This window comes from Metabacillus idriensis, from assembly GCF_009674765.1.
In the GTDB taxonomy this organism is placed as follows: Bacteria; Bacillota; Bacilli; order Bacillales; family Bacillaceae; genus Bacillus_P; species Bacillus_P idriensis.
In genome coordinates, this window is sequence record NZ_WKKF01000015.1 from 29,649 (window position 1) to 52,597 (window position 22,949).

Sequence of the window (22,949 nt, forward strand, 5' to 3'; positions counted from 1 at the left end):
GTTCGTTCTGAAAGGAGAGTTTTCATGAGTCAAAGGCCAATTGATCAAATTACTACACCTCAAGCGGTCGTGATGATAACTAATTTTATTCTGGGCATTGGCATCCTGACCTTGCCTAGAACGGTTACCGAGAAAGTGAAAACCCCTGATGGATGGATCACGATTATTTTGGGCGGTATTATTGTCATGATCATGGCTATCATTATAGTTAAACTGGCTCAAAGGCATCCAGGAAAAAGTATTTATCAATTCAGCCAAGATATAGCAGGAAAGTGGATAGGATCGGTCCTTGGCTTATGCATTATTCTCTATTATCTTACGCTTTCTAGCTTTGAAATAAGGGCAATGGCGGAAACGACACGACTATTTTTACTTCAGGGAACACCCATTTGGGCCATTATTATGCCGTTTATATGGATCGGTATATATCTGATTGTCGGAGGAATTAATCCTATTGCCCGAATGTTTGAATTAATATTTCCTGTCACGGTCCTTTTTTTTATTCTTGTTATGTTTTTGGGGTTTAAAATATTTGAGATTGATAATTTAAGACCTGTACTTGGTATGGGAATGATGCCAAGTATGAAAGGACTCGCTACAACATCACTTTCATTTATTGGGTTTGAAGTAATCATGATTCTTTTAATGTTTATGAAAAAGCCGGAACACGCTGTTAAAGCCACTTTAATTGGAATTATCTTTCCTTTGCTCTTTTATGTCATTACATTTGTAATGGTGGTGGGTTCTTTATCAACAGATGGAGTAGTAACCCAGACATGGCCTGTTTTGACATTTATACGAAGTTTTGAATATCCCGGTCTTTTTGTTGAACGATTTGACTCTCTTCTGCTTGTCATATGGATCATGCAGCTGTTTGCAACCTTTACGGTCAGTTATTTTGCAGCTGCAATAGGCCTGTCGCAGCTTCTTAATAAAAAAATGAAAACGGTTATTTTTGGTTTGGCACCATTTATTTTTATCTTTTCTATGATACCTAAGAATAGCAATGAAATGTTTCAAATGGGTTCATTGCTTGGTAACTTTGCCCTTTATTTTTTTAGCGCGGTTCCAATCTTGCTGCTGTTCGGATCAATTGTGAAAGGAAAAAAACATGAAAAAACATAGAGTAATAAAAATGTTTTACTTATCCTTGGTGCAAACTCTTATTCTTTTTCTCCTTGCGGGCTGCTGGAGTTATAACACAATTGAAGACTTGAATTTTGTTGCAGGGGCATCATTAGATTCAGGGGAAGATGGAAAGATAAAATCGACTCTCCAGCTTATCCTTCCACAATCCAACAATAAAGGCCAAAACACTGGCGGGGGGTCACAAAAACCTTATATTAATGTCAGTGCGACAGGGGATTCCCTTGAACCGATAGGCTGGGATACCACGCTGACAAGGGAAGGCATAATATTTGGAGCCCATGAAAAAGTAGTCATTATTAGTGAGGATTTAGCTAGATATAACAGTATCAGGCAATTAATTGATCTTTATTACCGGGATATCGATATCCGGGGCAATACATTAATCTTTATCGCAAATGGGAGAGCGGATGAAACCCTTGACCTGCAAGAACCTAATATTATTCCAGCTTTTCGCATCTTAGAAATAGCCAATCAGCAGCTAACGACAAAAGTCCTGAAACCAACCTCATTAATTAATATATTGTCAAAAATGGAGGCTGATTCAAGCTTTCTCATTCAACGAATTGTCTCCGCAGAGGGGGATGTGAATTTTGATGGTGCAGCTGTCATTCATGGGAAAACGAATAAATTAATTGGTTACTTTAATAAAGAAGAGTTAGAAGGGTTTAATTGGTTAACGGGAGAAAGTAAAGGCGGGTCAGTAAAAGCCCAAACTAAAGAACCCGTACAATATCAAGTTGAGTCTATGGAAAGTAAAATTGAACCTATTGTAAAGGGTAATCAGATTTTATTTAAAGTAAAAATTGAAACAGAAGGAAGAATAGCTGAAAATTGGAAAAAATCGTATAGGTTATTTCAAAATAAAGATGTAAAGCAGCTGGAAAAAGAAATTGAAAAGGAAATCAAGGGCTTGGTCGGTAACACAATTAAGAAAATGCAAGAAGAGTATGAGGTTGATGTAGGGGGCTTTGGTAATCGATTAAGAATTAAATATCCAAAGGTATGGGCACGAATGAAAGATGACTGGGATGAGAAATTCAGCACAACTCCGATTCATTACAGTGTTAAAGTCGTGATTAAGGATTATGGAATGATAGGTTCAGATTAAAAAGTAAGTGAAAAATAAATCCAGTCTGCATTAAAAAACCAACTACCTAGGTTGAAAAAAAGCAGCCAAATTCTCTTTGAGACCTGGCTGCTTTTTTCAACGTATTAATCATGCATGTTTCCTTCATCTAAGATATCTAAAATCCACCTTTTCATATCTACAATCCGTAACTGGCCAATTGGATGCTCCGTTCCAGTAACGATTAGAGGAGCATATGCATCGACTTTATGCATAGAACCGTGGGCACCTCCTCCACTATGTTCCGGAGAACTTTCTCCTATAAATTCATAGCCGGGTTCAGCATCGGCGATGAGAAAATCTCCTTTTTGTGAATGAATGGCGCCATATAATCTTGTTAGACCATCAGGGTAATTCCCATAGCTAAGCTGTTTGCGGCTATCAGCTTTCACATCTAAAATATCCATGTTCCCTTTTATGGCCCAACTTCGATGATAACGATCTTTATAAGGACCTCCTGGTTTAAATTGGAGAATTCCTTTGCGGCTTTCTGAAATTACGTTCACCATATCGTCTTCTTTCCAGGCAATCCAGGCAATTCGAGGATCTGTCTGCAATTTATTGGCTATTTTTTTTATAGAAATACCCTTATTTATTTTATAAATATATGCCATTCGTTCATTTGCCGTAATAGCAATTTCATTGTTTTTTTGAGCAGAATCACCAAGCTTTACCTGTTTGTATTCTGATAGGGCATCTCTTAAATCAATCAAAGCCTTCTTTTTGTCCTTTATTACATCTGATTGATTACCGTCTCCCATAATTATCCATATTGTATTTTCTAGTGCATCATCCCACTTCGGATATGTATTTAATATTTCTTGAAGGTGTTTATCCAGCTTTTCTATCCCATCAATTGTTTCAGTTCCTTTTCGATGAACGGCATGATCATTCTCTGGCAAGTACAAAATTGTAAATTCAGGAAGCAGGTTGTTTTTTAGAAGATAGGTCAATTCTTGAGCAGCAAAAGCATCATTTAGCCCTAATCGATTGATCACATGTTTATTTTTCGGATCCTGATTAATAAAATCTCCTAAAGTTAATATCTTTGGTCCATTTGTTTTGTATTTGTCAGGAAGGGAAGTCGTTTTTGCTAAAATTTTGGGAACCATCAGGGTATGCAGATCATTTCCCCTGTAAATCAATGCATTAATAGAGGCAGTTTGTTTACCTCTATCATCCAGCTCTTCATGAATGGTTTTCACATCTTTACTTAGGTGCTTGTTATTAAATTGATAGAGGCTGTTGTCTGCAACATCCGTTACACCATACTTTAAGGTTTCTAAGAACCCATTCCCGTAGCTGATTACCCGCTTTTCATCTTCTTTATACCAAACAAGACCGGGTATTTTATGCTTATCTGGGTTTGTGCCTGTAAGTAAGGTGCTGTCGATTGTAACGGACATGGTTGGATACGAGCTTACGAGCTCTTTGCTGTACTGGCCATTTGTGAGAAAAAATTCGAGGGCAGGTGCCTTATGTTCCTTAATGGCTTTTTTTAATGGCTTATCCATTAATGAATCCACAACTAAAAGAATCACTTTGGGCGAAGAGGCGGCTTTTGTCTGAATTATTTTGGGTGAGGTTAGTGCATTATTCGTTGAACAGCCGGTAAAAAGGATTATTAAAAGAGCTGCTATAACTAGTGTACGATTCTTCATTCAGACTCCACCTTCAAATTTCAAGTTTTCCTTATTATTTACAAAATCTCTTCATTCATGTTGAAAAACGAAATTCCCTAAACGGAATAAAGTTGTTTTTATAAGGGGAAGGTAAGAAGAATAGTAAACGCTTAAAAGTTCTTTTGGAGTGAGACACAATTATGCCCTCAATTAAAATAAACAGCTGTATTTCATTCCATTATGAGGATATTGGTCAAGGCGTGCCGATTATTTTTATCCATCCTCCAGGAATGGGAAGTAAAGTGTTTTTTTATCAGCATGCTTTGTCAAAGCATATGAGAGTTATTTTTCCCGACTTAAGCGGCCACGGAGAAAGTAAGACTGCTTCACAAGAGATTTCGATTCCGTATTACGCCAGTGAGATTCTAAATTTGATGAATGCATTAAATTTGGAAAAAGCCGTTTTATGCGGATACTCTGCCGGGTGTCTGATTGCACAGCATCTTGCCATCGATCACCCTGAAAGAATTGAATTGCTTATTTTATCAGGGGCCTATCCAAGTGTTGAAGATGCATCAGGACAATTATTGCATCATGCAGGAATATTTATGGCAGAAAATCATTTGAATTTGTTAATTAATATTATTTCCAGGAGCCATACAAAAGATAAAAAGCTGAGAAAACTGCTCAGTAATCATATGAAAAAAGCAGATATAAAAGTTTGGAGGCAGTTTTATATTCAGTCTTTGCAATACAGCTGTCTCGACAAACTTCATCTCATCAAGATGCCTATGCTATTTATGTACGGAGAAGCAGGGGACTGGTCCAATCATTATTTAAAGCTTTACAGAAATAAATGCAAGCATGCAGAGTTTTTTCTATTTGCGAATCAAAACCATCAGCTTCCAACGAGAAAGTGGAACATATTTAATGAAATTGTTACAGGATTTGTGCTAAATAGAGCAGAAGCAGAAAAATAATCTTAGCTTAGGAAGACGTCTCTTCTAGGAAGGGGCGTCTTTTTGATCTTTTTTTTGTAAATACAAGGATTATTACAGGGAAAAAAAGAAGAAATACAAAGAATAGTGATATAGAAGGAGAGGAAATCATGACACAGCCATTATTAAAGGGCATAGAAGGAGTATTTATCCCTGTCAGTGATGTTAAGCGATCCGTACAATGGTATGAGGATAAGCTGGGTTTTAAACCCTTATATATTGAGAAAGAAGCTGCAGTAATGAAGATTGCCGATGAGTCACAGGCTGTTATATGTTTAGTGCTGACACCGAATCATCAGCCTATGATCTTTCCGGAAAATCACTTTGGTGTTGGTAAATACTTTAATTTTATTCCATCAAATATTGAAGAAATCCATAGGAAATTAATTGAGAGGGGTGTGGCAGTAAATCCTATGGATGGAGAAGGACAGACAAGATTTTTCACTTTTTTTGATCCGGACGGCAATCCTTTAGGTGCTTGCCAATAAGCTGTCAGGGATACATCATTCATTTCATTAGATTTATAATGAAAAATTCATTTTACCGTTTCTTAGATAGGTATTTGGATAATAAGGCACTTCTTCTTTAGATGAGCTGAAAGAGAACATCACTGCGGATAATTTTCAAGTGAATCTGATTTTATTTGATGAATACATTAGCGGATGGGACTGGCCATTTTAAAGCCAGCTTAAGATACATATAAATGTGCTATGCTTTAATAGATGATTTTTTATAGGAGATGGTGCATATGGACAAGGTAATCCAGACTTACTTTGAGCAATTGGATTCAAAAGACAAGGACGTTCAATACGAAGCTTATCAAAACATTCTCTCGGCAGCAGACGAAAAAGTGGACTGGGCTTATGAAGTGTGGGATGAACTGCTTAAAGGGCTGAAATCAAAAGACAATCACCAAAGATCACGTTCTGCTCAATTCCTATCAAGTCTTGCAATCAGTGATCCTGATAAGCGGATGCTGAAAGATTTTTCTGCTGTCTGGGAAGTGACAAAGGATCCTAAATTTGTTACCGCAAGGCACAGCTTGCAGTCCATTTGGAAAATCGGGCTTGCTGGATCTCAGCAAAAAAGGCTTGTTTTGGAGCACCTGGCTGATCGTTTTCAAACCTGTTCCAATGAAAAAAATAATACTTTGATTCGCTTTGATATTATTCAGGATTTAAAAAACTTATATGATCATTTAAATGAGGAAGAAATAAAAAAGAAAGCATTGGAATTAATTGAAATGGAAGAAGAGAACAAATATCGAAAGAAATATATGGCTGTATGGAGAAATAATATCTAACATTGGCTGTGTCATAAATGAATAAAAGGCGTAATTGAAAAAATACATATGCAAAAAGAGGAGAAGATTATGATACTAGAAGCTGTATTGCTCCAGGTCAAACAGGGGATGGAGAAAGAATATGAAGATGCTTTTCGCAGGGCTTCACCAATCATTTCATCTATGAAAGGCTATATTTCTCATGACTTACAGCGGTGTTTAGAGGTTAAAGGGAAGTATTTGCTTCTGGTTAAATGGGATAGCTTAGAAGATCATACAAATGGATTTAGACAATCACCTGAGTATCAAGAATGGAAAGAGCTGCTTCACCATTTTTATGATCCGTTTCCAACAGTTGAGCATTTTGAAAGCTCAGACCTGCCATCAAGAAAATAACTAATTTCATATTCTATTAAATTATGGAGCTGTTAATACAGCTCTTTTATTTATCCACTTTTTATGGATAGTGATACATATATTCAACCTCCATACCGCTTAAGATTGCATATTTTAGACATATAGGGGAAGCATTTAAACATTATAAGCTCAAGTAGACGGAGAATAGCTGAAAGATGACGAAGTGATTGGATTTTACATTTTGCTCCTAGTTGCAGGAAATGAATCGAACGCGTTTTATTGCTTTAATGAATATCCTGATACCTATCAATCTGTTAAAAGTAGAAGTGGTTCTTTTTTTTGAAAAAATCCAACCTCTGTCCATAATTTGATATTATTGGAAGGAATGAAAGTCAAACTTTGAAGGTGGACAGGAGAGTGGAAATACAGAAAGTCATATGGGAAACAATGGCCTTGTTACTGAATACCCTGGTTTATTTATGCGCAAATAGTAAATGGAGGGTTCTCGACAATGATGACCGAATTGCAGCTGTATAAACCTGAATATTTTAATTTAGTAAATGAATTTCATTTGCCTGCAGAACAGCTCCAATTTACAGCACAGCCGAGTGAGATGCTCGAGGTGACTGAAGAAAGACATCCTGTTGTCATTCTAAGTGAAAACGAACCAGTTGGTTTTTTTGTCCTCCATTCTAGTGATAGAGTGCAAGAATATACTGAAAACCCTGTAGCCATGCTGCTGACGGCATTTTCAATTAATCATGTTCATCAGGGAAAAGGATATGCTGTACAGGGATTGAATGAATTAAAAGTGTTCGTAAATCAATCCTTTCCGGCATGCAATGAAGTTGTACTGGCCGTCAATAAAAGAAATATTCCGGCTCAAAAGCTTTATCAAAAGGCCGGATTTACAGATACGGGAAGAAGAAAGAATGGGAGAAAAGGAGAACAATTGATTTTGAGTTTGAAAGTATAAATAAATGAATTAGGAATTCAGTTCTTTGTCGCTTTCTGCAATTAGGAGGATATTGAAAGATGGAGCATAAGTTACAAGTGAGCGCGGATAAATCCTGCCTGATCAAACAGCAATTAGACGAACCAATTTTTTATCTTTTTCCATACAGGCTGCCCGAACAGGCAGCCATCTTCCTCAGCAATTGCAGATCATCAGCACATTACCATCTAAATCTTCAAAATTAAAATAGGCAAATTCCCCAATCCGTTCAATATCTGTCACGATATTAACGTTGCGTTCCTTAAGAAAGGCATACGCTTCATCGATATTCTCCACATAGAGATTGAAGAGAACCTGTTTGGACGGGGCAAACTGAAATGCTGGATCAAAGGCATGATCATCCAATGACAGCCCGGTGTCACTTGTAACAGGAATGTTGTAAACAGGTGATTCCACATTGGCAGAATCAAACTGTAATCCAAGCAGCTCACTGTACCATTGTGCAGATTTTTTGAGATCTTTTACATGAATAAAGACATTATTGACCATTCTTTTAATGGGAGAAACGGCAGAACGCATTTTATAACCGCCTTTCATTTTTCTGTATCATTACTTCATCATGGACAAAAGGAAATCCTCTTTAATAAATTGTAAGAACGGCATTAACTTGATGTGTATCATTGTGCATGATAAAAAAAACATGTTACTATTAAGTCACACATTATATGTGACTATTTAGGCACTTAAGATTATGAACGAAAGGGCTGTTGAAATGGAAGATATGCTTTCCACATTGTTTAAAGCGCTGGGTCATCCAATCAGGAGACGGATTCTGGATATTCTTAAAGAATCTGCTAAAACAACCGGTGAATTAAATGATCTTTTTCCGGAAGTATCCAGATATGCAATCATGAAACATCTGACGGCCCTAGAGGAAGGGAACTTGGTTGTTGTAAGGCGGGAAGGAAAATACAGACTTAATTACTTAAACGCTGTTCCCCTGCAGGAAATGCATAACCGGTGGGTAGGAAAATACATGGAGACAGCGGCAAGTTCTTTACTTAATTTAAGAGCTGCAGCTGAACAAAAAGGAGAAGAAAAAATGAATTCAAAACAGCAATCAAAAGTATTTCGAATCGAACAAGAGGTTTTCATAGATGCACCAAGAGAAAAAGTATTTAAGGCATTAACGGAAAAGGCTGAAGATTGGTGGGAGTTTCGGTTAGCTCCATATGGTGTATCATCGAAGTTTACGTTTGATCCTGTACCGGGCGGTCAGTTTATCGAAAGGTGGGGCGAAACAGAAGGTGCAGTGTGGGGGAATGTTTATTATGTCAATGCTCCAGAAGAAATCCGCCTTCAGGGGCACTTGGGAATGCAGGGTGCAGTCAATAGTTCCTATACGTACCGTTTAGTTGAAAAAGAGAATGCAACCATTCTTCAGCTTTCCCATACAGCTTCAGGGCTGATTGAAGAAAACTGGGAGAAGGATCATACAGAAGGCTGGAATCATCTGCTTGGAACATTATTAAAAAAATATGCAGAACAAAATAAAGAATAGTTCCCTGTTGGAGGTATAAAGAGAATGGTCGACGTATTGACAGAAATAGAAATTCAGTGCACAGCAGACAGGGTTTCGCAGTATGCTTCAGACCCTGAAAATGCGCCTGAATGGTATGTAAATATTCATTCAGCAGAATGGCTGAACGAAAAATCATTAACAATTGGCTCTCGAATTGCATTTAAAGCAAAATTCCTTGGCCGGGAGCTCTCATATGTTTACGAAATTGCAGAATTCATTCCAGGTGCAAGAATGGTCATGAGAACGGCTGACGGACCTTTTCCAATGGAAACCATTTATACATGGCAGCCGTCGGATCAGCATACAACCAGAATGACATTGCAAAACAAAGGGAATCCGGCAGGCTTTTCAAAGGGGATCGCACCTTTTATGTCTATCATGATGAAAAGAGCGAATAACAAAGATTTAAAAAAACTGAAGAGTATTCTTGAAAAAAGATAACGCTGTATCTTAAGATGATCAAAGCTGTAAAATCTGACTCTTCCTCCAGATTATTTGATAGAGTTAAAACAAGTATAATAACGGGAGGAACCCCCTGTCAGATGATTATAAATAACTTAATGCAGCACAAATGACGAATCATAGAGTGAGGTAATATTGTGGATTTATATACATATGCAAAATACGATGGGACTGGACTTGCCGAATTAGTGAAAAAGAAAGAAGTAACACCGAAAGAACTGGCTGATGCAGCATTTAAGCAGATTGAACTAGTGAATCCGCTTTTAAATGGGGTGGTTCGCACGCGTCAGGAAAAAGTTTTAAAAGAGTTAAGCCAGCTGGATCTTCAAAAGCAGCCGTTTGCGGGAGTTCCCATTCTGCTGAAGGATATTTCACAGGCGATAGAAGGTGAACCTCTAACAGCAGGCTCAAAGCTTCTTAAAGATAACATTGCAGGAAGAGACTCGAATTTTGTTGCACGTTTAAGACAGGCGGGGTTTTCATTTATAGGTCATACGAACACCCCTGAATTTGGTTTGAAAAACATTACAGAGCCTGAGGTTCATGGTCAGACGAAAAATCCATGGAATACTAAGTACTCTGCAGGCGGGTCAAGCGGAGGATCAGCTGCAAGCGTAGCATCAGGGATTGTACCGATTGCAGGTGCAAGTGACGGGGGAGGCTCAATTCGAATTCCAGCTTCTTTTACGAGTCTGTTCGGATTAAAGCCTACTAGAGGCAGAACGCCTGTTGGTCCAAGTGTCGGCAGGCAATGGCAGGGAGCTTCAATTGATTTTGTTTTGTCAAAAACAGTCCGTGACAGTGCAGCTATGCTTGATCTTCTCCAAATCATTCAGCCGGAAGCAGCTTTTCATACACCATTGTTTGAAGGCAACTATACGGATGTTCTCAGAAAAGAGATAAAACGGCCTTTAAGAATCGCTTTTCAAACTCAGTCTCCTGTAGGAACTCCTGTCAGTGAAGAAGCGATGGATGCCGTTCATCGCATGGTGAAGTGGCTTGAAGAACAGGGGCATGAAGTAGAGGAGCGGGGAAACGGCATCGACGGTGTCAGGCTGATGGAAAATTACTATATTATGAACAATGGTGAAATGGCCGCAACGATTCTTAGCCTAGAAAAAATGCTCGGCAGACCAATCGCAGCAAATGATGTAGAAATTGTGACTTGGGTGTTAAGTGTGGCAGGACATTCCGTAACCGCTGCCGAATTTACTCAGAGTCTGGCTGAATGGGATATGGCAGCTGCTAAAATGGCTGCTTTTCATGAAACCTTCGACTTGTATTTAACCCCGGCAACCGCTTTTCCAGCTCCTAAAGCCGGAGAACTCACTCAGACTGAAGAAGAAATCCAGTCGCTTCTGAAGGTCAGTGAGCTGAAGAAAGAGGAACATTTATCATTCGTTTATGACATGTTCTTAAAAAGCTTAACCGTTACACCTTTTACGCAGCTTGCAAATCTGACAGGACAGCCTGCAATGAGTGTGCCTACTCATATCACGGCTGAAGGATTGCCGCTCGGCGTTCAGTTTGTGGCACCTAAAGGGAAAGAAGACATGCTGCTTGCCCTTGCAGGACAGCTTGAGCAATCTGACCTGTGGATTGGCATGGAAGGGAATCCATTTTTCTAAGTTATATAACGCTTTATCCATGAAATGCAGGGTCCGTGTTAAAGTTATTGAAAATTGGCCGATATAGAAGGAAAGTATTTATTCAGGCTGGAGGATGACTGATGGAAGAAGAAGTAAAGAATTGCCCTAAATGCAGAATGCTTCAAAAGCATACAGACAGCAAGTGCCAGGTGTGCGGACATACAGTCATGGATTCCATATTGGCTTTATATCCTTCAAGGACCCCCGGGAAACGCTTAGTTAAAAAGAAGTAACGAACATAGGATCATAGCTGCATAATGAAGGGATTATCCAATAAGTCTCTAAAATGAAGCAGGCAGGAAAAACAAATGTATTTCCTGTCTGCTTTTTTATGTAAGCTCTTTTCATAAAATTTGTTGTTTTTAGACTCCATGTTACAAACTATAAGTGGATTGTGGCGGATAAACTTGACTCCTGCGGGAATAAGAGGGAAATGGGAGACCCCGCAGGCAGGCGGAGGAGGCTCCCAGCCGGACCGCGGAAAGCAAGTTCCTGGAGCGGAAAGGAACGGACAACATTAATAATCAAAACAATAATTATGCGAAAACAGACTTTCTGGACAGCCCCTTTCATAGGTAATAAAACACCAATCAAACAGGAAAGCTATAAAAAAATGGTTCCTTCTCAAAGGTTATTATTTGATTTATATATATCTTACTTGTAAGATATATATATAATATTTCATTATCTAAATTCACGAACCATTGAATGTGAAATCATTCATTAAAGGAGAGGAATTCATAAATGGCCATTACTATGTTTACGTCTTGCAGCTGCACATCTTGCAGAAAGTCTAAAATGTGGATGGAAGAGCATGATATTTCCTATACAGAAAGAAACATTCTTACTCAGCCTTTAACAATGAAAGAACTAAAACAGATTCTCCGCATGACAGAAGAGGGGACAGATGAAATTCTATCGACCCGGTCAAAGCAATTTCAGGAACTGGATATGAATGTAGATGCTCTGCATCTGCAGGAATTACTGGCGATCATTCAAGAGAAGCCGGGTATCATGCGCTGTCCGATCATACTTGATGAAAAACGGTTTTTAGTAGGATTTAACGAAGATGAGATCCGAAAATTTCTTCCGCGCAACATTCGGGCCTATCTATTAAAGCTTCTTGAAGCGAAAACAATGCTGCCTAATTAACGGCTGTAGGGATAAAGGAGTAGTAGAAGTGGAAGAATTGCCGATACCCAACATGAATTTTGACCAGCTTAAGAAAATAAAAAAAGAATTAACGCGGTTTATGATGTCTTATAAATTTGCGTTAGAAGAAATGAATACGAAAATTAATATCCTTGAACAGGAATTTCAATATATTCATGAGTATAATCCAATTGAACATGTCAGCTCGCGGCTGAAGTCTCCTGAGAGCATCGTAAACAAAATTTACAGGAAGAACTACGACCTTTCATTGAGTGATATAAAAAAGAATATTAAAGACATAGCAGGTATTCGCATCACCTGTTCTTTTTTGTCGGACATTTATCAAATCAGCGAGATGATTCAAAATCAAAAGGATATCAATGTCGTTGAATGCAAGGATTATATAAAAGATCCAAAGCCGAACGGCTATCAAAGCCTGCATTTAATCGTGAGTATTCCCGTTTTTATGTCAGACCGTCAGGAAGACATCCTTGTTGAGATTCAAATTCGAACAATTGCGATGGACTTTTGGGCAAGCCTTGAACACAAAATTTATTATAAATATAATAAAGAAATTCCTGAGCGGCTCACAAAGGAACTTAAAGAAGCCGCAGTCTCTGCTGCGGAACTGGACCTCAAAATGGAAAAGCTCCATAATGAAATGACAGACTTAAAAGAAGCAGAAGAACCTGCAGGAGAGCTGTCTCAGCTTCTGTTCAACAAGGAACAATTTAAGCTTCCCATTGATTTAATAAACTCATTAAAATAAGGAACTGTTTGTGGAGATGAATGCGAATGAGTAAAAAAAGAAGTGAAAATATCGTCTCCTTATTTGAGATTTTTGTTTCACTTGAACGTAAATGGATGAATGACTGGAATCATCTGAATGAGGTAGGTCTTTCGAAAACACATATTTTAATCCTGCAAATTCTTGAAACAGAAGGGCTGAAGCGTCCGTCCATCCTTGCAGAGCAATTGCAGATTACAACCGGCGGTGTGACTGTTCTTACAAGCAAGCTGATCAAAGACGGGTTTGTCCAGAAATGTCAAAACGAGCGTGACAGGAGAGCATACAACCTTGAAATCACGGATTCTGGAAAAGATCTTCTTCATTCTGCCAGAAGCCAAATCAATCAGCAGATCCAGAAGATGTTCGGCATGCTGTCTGATGATGAAATTCAAAACCTGCGTGATATCTTTTATAAATGCTTGATGGGGCAATAACTTTCATATACATAAGAAAAGCGCAAGCGCCCGTTTAGCGCAGGCATGTCAGATAAGGATCCGACAGAAAAGGCGCTTTTTGCCAATACTTTCGGAGCCTTTCTGGCCGAGGAGCCTGAGCGATTCCACTCGCCATCGAAGCGCAAAATATTATACTTTCAAATACATAACAAAAGAAAGCCAGTTTCCTGGCCTTCTTTTGTTTAACTTTCTTCATTTGAGCAAGTATCGCATAACCATAAATTTTCCGCTTCAGAGAATGTCAATTTCTTATGAAATGAACATTCGTCGCACAGATCTTCTTTTTCTTCAAATTCTCTCATTTTCGCAGCCTCCTTTTATCGGTGTTAGTTCCTCATCCATAAGAAGCTCTCAATATTATATGTATGATTATGATTCTAGATATACCCCTCTAGAAATAAAAGGAAACATTTCCTATTATTGCGTTAGAAAGAATGTATTTGATCTTTGCTTTACCTGCAAGAAAATATTCGTAGAAAAGCGGCTGATCAATAGGGGAGATCCTTTGATAAGCCGCTTTTTTTTGCTGTATTTTTTCTTGTATTTTTAATGTTTGCCAGTTTCCAAGCAACAGCTTTTCGTTCAAATAGGATCATCCAAATCCCTGATGCAAGAAACACGGAGGAGATGACATCATAAATGACATGCTGTTTGACAAATAAGGTAGAGAGAATGATGAGGATTCCTGTGATTTGTGTGAAAACATTCATCCTTTTCCCAGTATCCTTTATTTGAGTAAAAGAGAGCATAATAATTATCGTCGTCAAAACGTGAATGCTTGGAAAACAGTTTAATGGCGCATCTGCCTTGTAAATCATGGAAACAAGCTGCAAGAGAAAGCTGTCACCTGTAATCTGTGGCCGCGGAACAGTAGTTTGAAAGAAAAAATAAGTGACAAAGCAGATGATTTCTCCGATCACGATGGCGATGATCGTTTTCCAATAAACGCCCGGATTTTTCCACCAAAAATAAAGCAGAAATCCAAACATAAAAACATACCAGAAGATGTAGGGAAGGATGAAGACTGGCACGAATGGAATGAAGGAGTCAAATACCGTTCCAATATTCTCAGCTCCCTGCTTGCTGGCATTTAATAATTCATAGATCATCCCAAGAACAGGGAAGATCAGCAGTCCTGATAAATCTCTTATTTTAGTTAGTGCTTCCTTTGACATAAATAACGCCTCTTTTGCTGGATTTTAATCTATGCTGATGCTGATAAAATTCTGTTGTATATATACCCCTTATAGGGGAACTTAATCTTTTTTAAGGCTCTTTTCGTAAACATTGTTGCTTTTAGACTAAATGTTTAAAATTCTAAGTGGATTGTGGCGGATAAACTTGACTCCTGCGGGATAATAGAGGGAAATGGGAGACCCCACAGGCAAAGCCGAGGAGGCTCCCACCCGGACCGCGGAATGCAAGTGACTGGAGCGGAGAGGAACGGACAACATTTAACATCAAAAAACAATATAAGAGAAAACAGCCTTTTTTAATGATAAATAATAGGAATCTTGCAATCTTACAATTATTGAAAAAATTGGTATAATCAACTTAGGGCTAAGAGCCGCAAAATCTACTATACCTTCTCGGGAACGAAATTGGAATATTTCAAATCGCGATGTAAAAAAAAAATTCAAACAAACAGGTGATGAATATGATTGGATTAAAGAAAACCGAAATATTTGAAGCGCTTGAAAAAAAGAATTTGGCCAGATTCAATGAATTGTTGAATGAAGATGCCAGTTTAGCAGATTCAGAAAATGACAATGGACTCACGCTGCTCGGGTTAGCCTGTCACTACGGTGAAGCAGAATTCGTAAAAGTACTCTTGAATAAAGGTGCTGACATCAATGCTTCTTCACATTCTAAGCTATCATTTATCCCATCAAATACCGCTTTGCATGCAGCCGTTGCCGGAAAACAGTCTCCAAAGCTTATTCAGCTGCTTCTTCGGAACGGTGCAGATGTAAACGCAATCGACAGTGATGGGCATGCTCCGATTCAAACTGCAGCATTTGAAGGAAATGCCGAGGTTGCAAATCTATTAATACATAACGGAGCAGACGTTACCTTAAATGGAGGACAGGGCAGTGCTGCAGAAATAGCAGAACGCAGACGTCACTCAGATTTTATCAATGTGCTGAAAACACCATAAAACGAGGGTGATAAACATGAGAATGGAGCCAGTAGAAGCAGCAAAAAAAATCATCGAAAAACACTACCCAACATGCAGCTCTGCTGTTTTATCCGGCAGTGTAGTCAGAGGCGAAGGCACAATTACGTCGGATCTTGATCTTGTTATATTTGATGAATCCCTCCCATCATCTTACAGGGAATCATTTATTGACTTTGGATGGCCAGTTGAAGCATTCGTCCATAATTTCGAGTCCTATTGCCAGTTTTTCCAAAGCGACAGGAAAAGCGGGACGCCTTCCATGCCAAGGATGGTCTTTGAAGGCCATATTTTAAAAGGAGAAGATCTGCTGCAGCCAATTAAAAGGGAGGCACAGGAGCTCTTAGAAAAAGGTCCGGATCCCCTTTCAAATAAAGAAATTGAAATGAGGCGCTATTTCATAACAGATGCACTTGATGATTTTATTGGCAGCAGTAAACGCTCTGAAGAAATTTTTATTGCCGGATTACTCGCTCGGCTGATCCATGAATTTGTCCTGCTGACAAATGGAAGATACATAGGTAAATCAAAATGGATCCCGCGGGCGCTCATGCAATTTGATCCTGAATTTGCAGGTGAATTCACTTCCACTTTTGACGAGTATTTCCGTACGGGCCGCAAAGATAAAGTTATTACTTTGACGGATTCAATCTTAAAGCCGCACGGCGGCAGATTTTTTGCAGGGTTTTCACTGGGGAAAAAAGAATAGAATAGGAGAGATGAATTTGTCTTTTATCATACGTCACCCGAAAGAATTGGATCTAGAACCTTTGACAGAACTTATGTATGAATACATCGTCGATTTTTATCAATGTCCAAAACCTCCAGAACAAAAAATTCATCAGCTGATTAAGACACTTCAGCAAAAAGAAAAAGGCATTCAATTTTTGGCTGAGGAGAACGGCAAGGCTGCAGGATTTGCGACTCTTTATTTCACGTACAGTACAACAAGAGCCGAACCTATAACGATTATGAATGATCTTTATGTACGTGAAGCATACAGGGGAACTGGAGCTGCTGAAAAACTTTTCAAAAGCTGCCACACTTACAGCAGGGAGCACCAATACGCCGCCATGACCTGGGAAACAGCGAACGATAATGCAAGAGCACAGCGATTTTATGAAAAAATGGGGGGCAAAAAAGGAGATTTTCTGACCTACTCCATTTAAAATTAAACTTTTGGAAAAGAGCACGAAGGAGAACTTCATGCGGGAGGAAGATCTATACGCAAAGCAACAATCATTCCAAACACAGCAAAGAGCAAAGAATAAACGCTTGGAAGGCTTCCAAGCGTTTATTTAAAGAAATTTCTTAAAAAAGAATGATACACAACTCCAAGAAAACTTGCCGTCATAATGACAAAAAATGCTGTGACAATCCGTTCATCCAAAGCTCCGTCAGAAAACAGCACAGGGCCGATTCCAAAGAAAGCAAGCAGCATGAATAAAAGCAGGAAGACCCCATTTACAATCCACTTCAATGAATATCACCTTTTACCTTTTTCATACATCCTATGTTTCAAGACAAACTGGCGGTACAGATGTCCTTAATAAAAATGATAACGCTTTCAAAATGGGTGGATCATCTAATTTCATGCTTCCTTCATCAATAGATATAACCTGTTTATCCTTCACATAGAATGAAAGAAGCACGATATTCTGATTGCAAGTGAGGTGTGGGTTTCCGGATGGAGAGGGAGTACTTAATCAAACCGATGCTTGATGAAAGCTATAAAAAAGTCAGTCATGGACAAGGTGTTTATTTATATGATACGGCTGGCAAGAAATACTTGGATGGATCATCTGGTGCTGTAACCTGTTCGATCGGACATGGGGTTGGTGAAATAGTAGAGGCCATGATGGAGCAGGCGCGGGAGGTATCCTTTGTCTACCGGTCTCAATTTTCAAGCTATGCTGCAGAGGGTCTGGCAAAGAAGCTTGCAGAGATGACGCCGGGTGACCTTAACTGGACTTTTCTGGTCAACAGCGGATCTGAAGCCATTGAAACGGCCATGAAGACCGCGATTCAGTATTTTCAGGAAAAAAACATGCCGAAAAAAACAAAAATCATTTCCAGGTGGATGAGCTATCACGGGATTACAATCGGGGCGCTGTCTCTATCGGGCTATCCAGAGCGCCGTTTCCGGTTTCAGCAGCTGCTGGAAGCAAATCCGGTTGTTTCTCCGGCGTACTGTTATCGCTGTCCATACGGATTAAAACCCTCTTCTTGCAAAGCGAAATGTACAGGGGAACTTGAAACCGCGATAAGAAGGGTCGGTGCTGATCACGTTGCAGCATTTGTGGCAGAGCCGGTTGTCGGTGCGGCGGGAGCAGCGATTACCCCTCCGGAAGGATATTACGAAAAAATCCGTGATATTTGTGATCGAAACGACATTCTGTTCATCGCGGATGAAGTAATGACAGGCATAGGAAGAACAGGAAAAACACTGGCGATGGAGCATTGGGGAGCCCTTCCTGACATCGTTGCACTCGGAAAAGGCTTAAGTGCGGGATATGCACCGGTAGCGGCAACCTTGATCAGCGACAGGGTGATGCGGCCCATTCAGCAGGGATCAAAATTAATCATGAGCGGGCATACATACAGCGCAAATCCTCAATCTGCAGCTGTAAGTCTTGCAGTCTTGCATTATATTGAAAAAAATCAGTTGAACGATGCTGCTTCTGAAAAAGGAAAGACGCTGATCAAACAGCTCCAGAAATTGCAGAAAAAAACAGAAATCATCGGAGATGTCAGGGGAAAAGGGTTATTAATAGGCATCGAGTTTGTTATGAACCAAACGTCAAAACAACCTTTTCCTAAATCTTATAATCTTACGAGCCGTGTCATTAAAAAAGCACAGCAGAACGGACTCCTTGTTTATCCATCTGCCGCAGGAATTGAAGGCGGAGACGGCGATGCGATTCTAATTGCCCCGCCGCTGACCATAAATGACGAGGAGCTAAGCGAACTAGTCCAGCTATTTTCAAAAACGATTGCAGAAATAGAAGCAGAAGTGCTGCCGATGTCATAAAAAGGAGAATCTGTATGATTGCAAATTCATTTCAGAAAATCAGGCAAATTGATGAGGTTATAGGCAAAATCAATGACGGCTGCACATTAATGGCAGGAGGCTTTGGCGGTGTTGGAACGCCTCCGTCTTTAATTGACGCGATTTTGGAAAAAGAAGTACGAGAGCTCGAAATTATCTGCAACGACACCGGTTTTCCGCATATCGGAATTGGAAAATTGATTTCTGCCGGGCGTGTCCGCAAAGTAATTGCTTCGCATATTGGCTCAAATCCGATTGCCGGCACCTTGATGTCAGAAGGCAAAATGGAGGTGGAATTTTCACCGCAGGGAACTCTTGGCGAGAGAATCCGTGCAGGCGGGATGGGCCTTGGCGGCATTCTATCGGATGTCGGAATAGGAAGCGAGATTGCAGAAAAAGGAAAAGAGCTTGTGCATGTGGATGGGCGGACTTATTTTATTGAAACAGCCCTGACGGCAGATGTGGCTATCATATGCGGCAGGGCCGCAGATGAATTTGGAAACATCATCTATAAAAAAAGTGCACGGAATATGAATCCGCTGATGGCTATGGCAGGAGAATACACCATTGCAGAAGTAGAGGAAATCGTAAGCTTGGGGGAGCTTGACCCGGAAGCTATTATCACCCCGGGTGTCTTTGTTCAGGCCGTCGTACAAAGTGAAGGGGTGAACTGGAAGTGGGTATGGGAGCCGAAATAAGAGGGAAAATTGCAGAACGTGCAGCACAGGAAATTGAAAACGGCATGATTGTGAATCTTGGCATAGGGATTCCTTCTCTCGTGCCGAATTATTTAAAAAATAAACCGCAAGTGATGATACAGGCAGAAAACGGCATTCTCGGCATTGGGCCAACACCCGTGCAAGGCGAAGAAGAGGAGACACTGTGCAATGCTGCGGGCTACCCTGTCACCCTGGAAAAAGGTGCTTCTTATTTCGACACAACAACTGCGTTTGGCATGATTCGAAGGGGATGCATCGATTTGACGATACTCGGTTCTCTCCAGGTAAGCGAAAAAGGAGATCTTGCCAATTGGATCGTACCAGGTAAGCGGGTCCCTGGAATGGGCGGAGCCATGGAACTTGCCGGGAAAGCAAAAAAAGTCATTGTCGTCATGAATCATGTGAATAAAAACGGCGATCCGAAAATTCTCACAGACTGCACCCTGCCGCTCACATCCAAACAATGTGTCGATTTGATTATTACGGATATGGCAGTGATAGAAGTGAGAGAGTCAGGACTTATTTTAAAAGAAATCATGTCTCCTTTTACCGTTCAGGATGTCATAAAAAGCACAGGAGCAAACCTTGAAATCGTCATGAATCTTTGAAGGGGTGATACGATGAAAAACTTGCAGGAGCAAGTTTGCATATGGATAGACGAAAATCGAAACCGGTCGATTAAATTACTGAAAAAGATGGTCGAACAGAGAAGTGTACAGGGTCAGGAGGCTTCAGCCCAAGCGGTCGTCCTCGAAAAGTGCCGTCAGCTGAGGCTTGATATAGATCTGTGGGAGCCTGGCGGGAAAGTTCTCAAACAGCACCCGCATTTTGTCTCAACGAGAACGTCCTTTAAAGACAGCCCTAATATTGTCGGTGTTCTAAAAGGGACAGGTGGCGGAAAATCTGTCATTTTTAATGGTCACATCGATGTTGTTCCGGAAGGAGATTTAAAGCAATGGGATGTTGACCCTTTTCAGGCTGAGGTAACAGAAAACCGTCTTTACGGCCGGGGATCGACGGATATGAAAGGCGGGAATGTCTGTCTGCTGATGGCAATGGAGGCCATTAAGGCAGCTGGCATTTCCTTAAAAGGAGACGTTATTTTTCAAAGTGTCATTGAAGAAGAAAGCGGCGGAGCGGGAACTCTCGCTGCCATATTGCGCGGATACAAAGCAGATGCAGCCATCATTCCGGAGCCTACTAAAATGAAAATTTTTCAAAAACAGCAGGGATCCATGTGGTTTAAGCTGAAAATAAAGGGGCGTTCTGCACACGGCGGAACGAGATATGAAGGAATCAGCGCCATTGAAAAAAGTACGCTCGTTGTAAAGCATATCCTTGAGCTTGAAAAAAAGCGCAACGAAAAAATAACCGATCCTCTCTATAAAAGCATTCCAATTCCAGTCCCTATTAATATTGGAAAAATAGAAGGAGGCACATGGCCATCATCTGTGGCAGATCTTGTTACCCTTGAAGGAAGGTGCGGGATTGCCCCGAATGAAACAATAGAAGAGGTGCAGACAGAATTTCAGGATTGGATTTCTGATCTTTCTGCCAAGGATGAATGGTTCAAAGAATATCCGGTTGAACTGGAGTGGTTTGGGGCAAGATGGCTTCCAAATGAAATCGGAAGCGATCATCCATTGACTGCCGCATTGATAGATTCCTATAAAGAGATCATGAAAAAAGAACCGATCATTGAAGCCTCTCCTTGGGGTACAGATGCAGGCCTCCTATCTCATGCAGGCGATATTCCTTCCATTGTATTTGGTCCAGGGGAAACAGAGGTGGCTCATTTTCCAAATGAATATATCGAAATTGATAAAATCATCGACTGCACAAAAATTCTGGCTGTTTTCTTAATGGAATGGTGCGGAGTGTCAGGGGAGATGTTTTTACAGACTGACGGAGAGGGTAAATAACAGATGGAAACGACTAAATAATAGAGGTGTTCGCAAATGAAGCAGCATTTATGGATCAATGGACAGCATATGGAAGCAAGCAAGTATCAGGAATTAAAGTCTCCTTACACGGATGAACTGCTCGCAGAGGTTGCCATTGCAGGTCAGGATCAAGTAAAAGCGGCAGTTGACGCTGCAAGTGGAGCGATCAGGAAGATGAACGCTCTGCCTGCCCATAAGCGTGCAGATATATTACTGAAAACAGCCCAGCTCCTTGCTGAACGAAAAGAAGAAGCGGCAGCGATTATTGCAAAAGAGGCCGCTAAACCAATTAAAACGGCAAGAGCAGAAGTAGACCGTACCGTTATGACGTATACATTTGCAGCTGAGGAAGCAAGACGGCTGAACGGTGAGACCATTTCACTGGATGCTGCCCCAGGCGGAGAAAACCGCACAGCCTACACAGTGAGGGAGCCAATCGGTGTCATTGGAGCGATCACGCCTTTCAATTTTCCAATGAATCTCGTCGCACACAAGCTTGGACCGGCGTTTGCGGCAGGCAATACAGTTGTGTTGAAACCAGCGACTCAAACACCATTAAGCGCATACTTCATCGGAAAGCTTTTTCATGAAGCGGGTCTGCCTGAAGGTGCACTGAACATTGTAACAGGTAAAGGCAGCGAGATCGGAAAACATTTCACATCCGATGAACGAATAAAGGCACTCACGTTTACAGGAAGTCCTGATGTAGGGAAAAAGCTTAAACAAGAAGCCGGCATGAGAAAAACACTGCTTGAATTAGGTTCAAATTCTGCCGTCATTGTAGATGATGATACGGACGTATCCAAGATTGCTCCAAGATGTGTGACAGGAGCATTTGCTTATGCGGGCCAGGTCTGCATCTCCGTACAGCGTATTTATGTTCATGAAAGTGTGTTTGAGGAATTTGTCCAAAAAGCAGTGGAGGCAACGAAAAAACTCAAGCTCGGAAACCCGCTTGATGAAGAGACAGATGTATCCTCTTTAATTTCAGGTGATGACGTTGATCGTGCGGTTTCCTGGATCGAGGAAGCGGAGAGAGCGGGAGCACAAATCGTGTGCGGCGGCAAAAACGGTGATAATCAGACGGTTCAGCCGACGATTTTAGTGAAAGTCCCGTCTGACGTAAACCTCTCCTGCCAGGAAGCATTTGCTCCAATTGTCATCATCAACTCCTTCAAAACCTTTGACGAAGCAATTGATGAAGTAAATAACTCAAAATATGGACTCCAGGCCGGCGTATTTACAAATAAAGTTGACCTGGCGTTCCAAGCGGCAAAAGCCCTTCATGTGGGCGGTGTCATGATCAACGACATTCCAACCTTCCGTGTTGATCATATGCCATATGGCGGAGTGAAGGACAGCGGATTCGGCAGAGAAGGCATTAAATATGCGATCGAAGAACTGACTGAACTTAAGCTGATTTCCTTTAATCATGCCAAGTTCTAAGCTTAAAAAATAGAGTGTGCACACCGCACTCTATTTT

The 22,949-nt window shown here is 40.4% G+C and carries 26 protein-coding genes; 22 read left to right on the forward strand and 4 right to left on the reverse strand.

The genetic code is table 11. From position 1 onward, the window contains the following. Nucleotides 1-24 precede the first annotated feature (24 nt). Together GJU41_RS22245 and GJU41_RS22250 are read left to right on the forward strand one after the other, a co-directional pair. A complete protein-coding gene (locus tag GJU41_RS22245; RefSeq protein WP_070875563.1) occupies nucleotides 25-1,125 on the forward strand; it encodes a spore germination protein in 1,101 nt (366 codons plus the stop codon). Then, nucleotides 1,112-2,257 carry a Ger(x)C family spore germination protein gene (locus GJU41_RS22250; RefSeq protein ID WP_154319627.1) on the forward strand — a complete coding sequence of 382 codons (1,146 nt, stop codon included), beginning with the start codon at nucleotides 1,112-1,114 and terminating at the stop codon, nucleotides 2,255-2,257. Before GJU41_RS22245 ends, GJU41_RS22250 begins: the two co-directional genes overlap by 14 nt. 104 nt (nucleotides 2,258-2,361) lie before the next feature. On the opposite strand, the gene GJU41_RS22255 is transcribed toward GJU41_RS22250, so the two are convergent. After that, on the reverse strand, nucleotides 2,362-3,936 hold the full coding sequence (locus tag GJU41_RS22255; protein ID WP_154319628.1) for an alkaline phosphatase family protein: 1,575 nt from the start codon (nucleotides 3,934-3,936) through the stop codon (nucleotides 2,362-2,364). Between the two features lie 161 nt (nucleotides 3,937-4,097). Here GJU41_RS22255 and GJU41_RS22260 point away from each other — a divergent pair, with 161 nt between their 5' ends. From GJU41_RS22260 to GJU41_RS22280, 5 genes are all read left to right on the forward strand, one after another. Then, on the forward strand, nucleotides 4,098-4,877 hold the full coding sequence (locus GJU41_RS22260) for an alpha/beta fold hydrolase (RefSeq protein ID WP_154319629.1): 780 nt from the start codon (nucleotides 4,098-4,100) through the stop codon (nucleotides 4,875-4,877). 128 nt (nucleotides 4,878-5,005) lie between these two features. Further along, nucleotides 5,006-5,383, forward strand: coding sequence for a VOC family protein (locus tag GJU41_RS22265; RefSeq protein ID WP_154319630.1), 378 nt, complete (start codon nucleotides 5,006-5,008; stop codon nucleotides 5,381-5,383). A gap of 260 nt (nucleotides 5,384-5,643) precedes the next feature. Continuing rightward, nucleotides 5,644-6,198 (forward strand): hypothetical protein, encoded by a 555-nt coding sequence (locus GJU41_RS22270; RefSeq protein ID WP_154319631.1) that lies wholly within the window; start codon nucleotides 5,644-5,646, stop codon nucleotides 6,196-6,198. A gap of 69 nt (nucleotides 6,199-6,267) precedes the next feature. Beyond that, nucleotides 6,268-6,573: an antibiotic biosynthesis monooxygenase family protein gene (locus GJU41_RS22275; RefSeq protein WP_154319632.1), complete on the forward strand. Its 306-nt coding sequence runs from the start codon at nucleotides 6,268-6,270 to the stop codon at nucleotides 6,571-6,573. Nucleotides 6,574-7,045: 472 nt separating this feature from the next. Next, nucleotides 7,046-7,510, forward strand: coding sequence for a GNAT family N-acetyltransferase (locus tag GJU41_RS22280; protein ID WP_154319633.1), 465 nt, complete (start codon nucleotides 7,046-7,048; stop codon nucleotides 7,508-7,510). A 174-nt stretch (nucleotides 7,511-7,684) separates the two neighbouring features. On the opposite strand, the gene GJU41_RS22285 is transcribed toward GJU41_RS22280, so the two are convergent. Further along, a complete protein-coding gene (locus GJU41_RS22285; RefSeq protein WP_154319634.1) occupies nucleotides 7,685-8,068 on the reverse strand; it encodes a VOC family protein in 384 nt (127 codons plus the stop codon). A gap of 193 nt (nucleotides 8,069-8,261) precedes the next feature. Between GJU41_RS22285 and GJU41_RS22290 the strand changes: the two genes are divergently transcribed. From GJU41_RS22290 to GJU41_RS22320, 7 genes are all read left to right on the forward strand, one after another. Next, on the forward strand, nucleotides 8,262-9,050 hold the full coding sequence (locus GJU41_RS22290; protein ID WP_154319635.1) for an SRPBCC domain-containing protein: 789 nt from the start codon (nucleotides 8,262-8,264) through the stop codon (nucleotides 9,048-9,050). Between the two features lie 24 nt (nucleotides 9,051-9,074). Then, nucleotides 9,075-9,512 carry an SRPBCC family protein gene (locus tag GJU41_RS22295; protein WP_154319636.1) on the forward strand — a complete coding sequence of 146 codons (438 nt, stop codon included), beginning with the start codon at nucleotides 9,075-9,077 and terminating at the stop codon, nucleotides 9,510-9,512. Between the two features lie 158 nt (nucleotides 9,513-9,670). Next, nucleotides 9,671-11,161: an amidase gene (locus GJU41_RS22300; RefSeq protein ID WP_170292888.1), complete on the forward strand. Its 1,491-nt coding sequence runs from the start codon at nucleotides 9,671-9,673 to the stop codon at nucleotides 11,159-11,161. Between the two features lie 101 nt (nucleotides 11,162-11,262). Next, nucleotides 11,263-11,415, forward strand: a complete 153-nt coding sequence (locus tag GJU41_RS22305; protein WP_154319637.1) for a hypothetical protein — start codon at nucleotides 11,263-11,265, stop codon at nucleotides 11,413-11,415. 511 nt (nucleotides 11,416-11,926) lie between these two features. Continuing rightward, the gene (spxA, locus tag GJU41_RS22310; RefSeq protein ID WP_070875574.1) at nucleotides 11,927-12,334 is read left to right on the forward strand and encodes a transcriptional regulator SpxA; all 408 of its coding nucleotides are present in this window, start codon (nucleotides 11,927-11,929) and stop codon (nucleotides 12,332-12,334) included. A gap of 52 nt (nucleotides 12,335-12,386) precedes the next feature. Then, a complete protein-coding gene (locus GJU41_RS22315; protein ID WP_070875596.1) occupies nucleotides 12,387-13,103 on the forward strand; it encodes a GTP pyrophosphokinase in 717 nt (238 codons plus the stop codon). 26 nt (nucleotides 13,104-13,129) lie between these two features. Further along, the gene (locus GJU41_RS22320) at nucleotides 13,130-13,558 is read left to right on the forward strand and encodes a MarR family winged helix-turn-helix transcriptional regulator (protein WP_070875575.1); all 429 of its coding nucleotides are present in this window, start codon (nucleotides 13,130-13,132) and stop codon (nucleotides 13,556-13,558) included. 509 nt (nucleotides 13,559-14,067) lie between these two features. Here GJU41_RS22320 and GJU41_RS22325 read toward each other — a convergent pair. Then, nucleotides 14,068-14,754 (reverse strand): phosphatase PAP2 family protein, encoded by a 687-nt coding sequence (locus GJU41_RS22325; protein ID WP_154319638.1) that lies wholly within the window; start codon nucleotides 14,752-14,754, stop codon nucleotides 14,068-14,070. Nucleotides 14,755-15,236: 482 nt separating this feature from the next. Here GJU41_RS22325 and GJU41_RS22330 point away from each other — a divergent pair, with 482 nt between their 5' ends. From GJU41_RS22330 to GJU41_RS22340, 3 genes are read left to right on the forward strand one after another with little or no spacing between them, the layout of a single operon-like run. Then, on the forward strand, nucleotides 15,237-15,737 hold the full coding sequence (locus GJU41_RS22330) for an ankyrin repeat domain-containing protein (protein ID WP_170292889.1): 501 nt from the start codon (nucleotides 15,237-15,239) through the stop codon (nucleotides 15,735-15,737). A gap of 22 nt (nucleotides 15,738-15,759) precedes the next feature. Then, on the forward strand, nucleotides 15,760-16,464 hold the full coding sequence (locus GJU41_RS22335; RefSeq protein ID WP_154319653.1) for a nucleotidyltransferase domain-containing protein: 705 nt from the start codon (nucleotides 15,760-15,762) through the stop codon (nucleotides 16,462-16,464). Between the two features lie 10 nt (nucleotides 16,465-16,474). Next, complete coding sequence (locus GJU41_RS22340) at nucleotides 16,475-16,924, forward strand: GNAT family N-acetyltransferase (RefSeq protein WP_154319640.1); 450 nt, start codon at nucleotides 16,475-16,477, stop codon at nucleotides 16,922-16,924. 125 nt (nucleotides 16,925-17,049) lie between these two features. Here GJU41_RS22340 and GJU41_RS22345 read toward each other — a convergent pair whose 3' ends face one another. Beyond that, nucleotides 17,050-17,235 carry a DUF6954 family protein gene (locus GJU41_RS22345; protein WP_070875579.1) on the reverse strand — a complete coding sequence of 62 codons (186 nt, stop codon included), beginning with the start codon at nucleotides 17,233-17,235 and terminating at the stop codon, nucleotides 17,050-17,052. A 207-nt stretch (nucleotides 17,236-17,442) separates the two neighbouring features. On the opposite strand from GJU41_RS22345, the gene GJU41_RS22350 reads away from it, so the two are divergent. Genes GJU41_RS22350 through GJU41_RS22370 form a run of 5 tightly spaced genes read left to right on the forward strand, consistent with a single transcriptional unit; the run spans nucleotide 17,443 to nucleotide 22,912 of the window. Then, nucleotides 17,443-18,786: an aspartate aminotransferase family protein gene (locus tag GJU41_RS22350; protein ID WP_154319641.1), complete on the forward strand. Its 1,344-nt coding sequence runs from the start codon at nucleotides 17,443-17,445 to the stop codon at nucleotides 18,784-18,786. 17 nt (nucleotides 18,787-18,803) lie between these two features. Continuing rightward, nucleotides 18,804-19,502 (forward strand): CoA transferase subunit A, encoded by a 699-nt coding sequence (locus GJU41_RS22355; RefSeq protein ID WP_070875598.1) that lies wholly within the window; start codon nucleotides 18,804-18,806, stop codon nucleotides 19,500-19,502. Continuing rightward, nucleotides 19,481-20,131, forward strand: coding sequence for a 3-oxoacid CoA-transferase subunit B (locus tag GJU41_RS22360; protein WP_070875581.1), 651 nt, complete (start codon nucleotides 19,481-19,483; stop codon nucleotides 20,129-20,131). The genes GJU41_RS22355 and GJU41_RS22360 overlap by 22 nt, the downstream gene beginning before the upstream one ends. Before the next feature lie 12 nt (nucleotides 20,132-20,143). Then, nucleotides 20,144-21,445, forward strand: coding sequence for a peptidase (locus GJU41_RS22365; RefSeq protein WP_154319643.1), 1,302 nt, complete (start codon nucleotides 20,144-20,146; stop codon nucleotides 21,443-21,445). 36 nt (nucleotides 21,446-21,481) lie between these two features. Continuing rightward, nucleotides 21,482-22,912 (forward strand): aldehyde dehydrogenase family protein, encoded by a 1,431-nt coding sequence (locus GJU41_RS22370; RefSeq protein WP_154319644.1) that lies wholly within the window; start codon nucleotides 21,482-21,484, stop codon nucleotides 22,910-22,912. The last annotated feature ends 37 nt before the right edge of the window (nucleotides 22,913-22,949 follow it).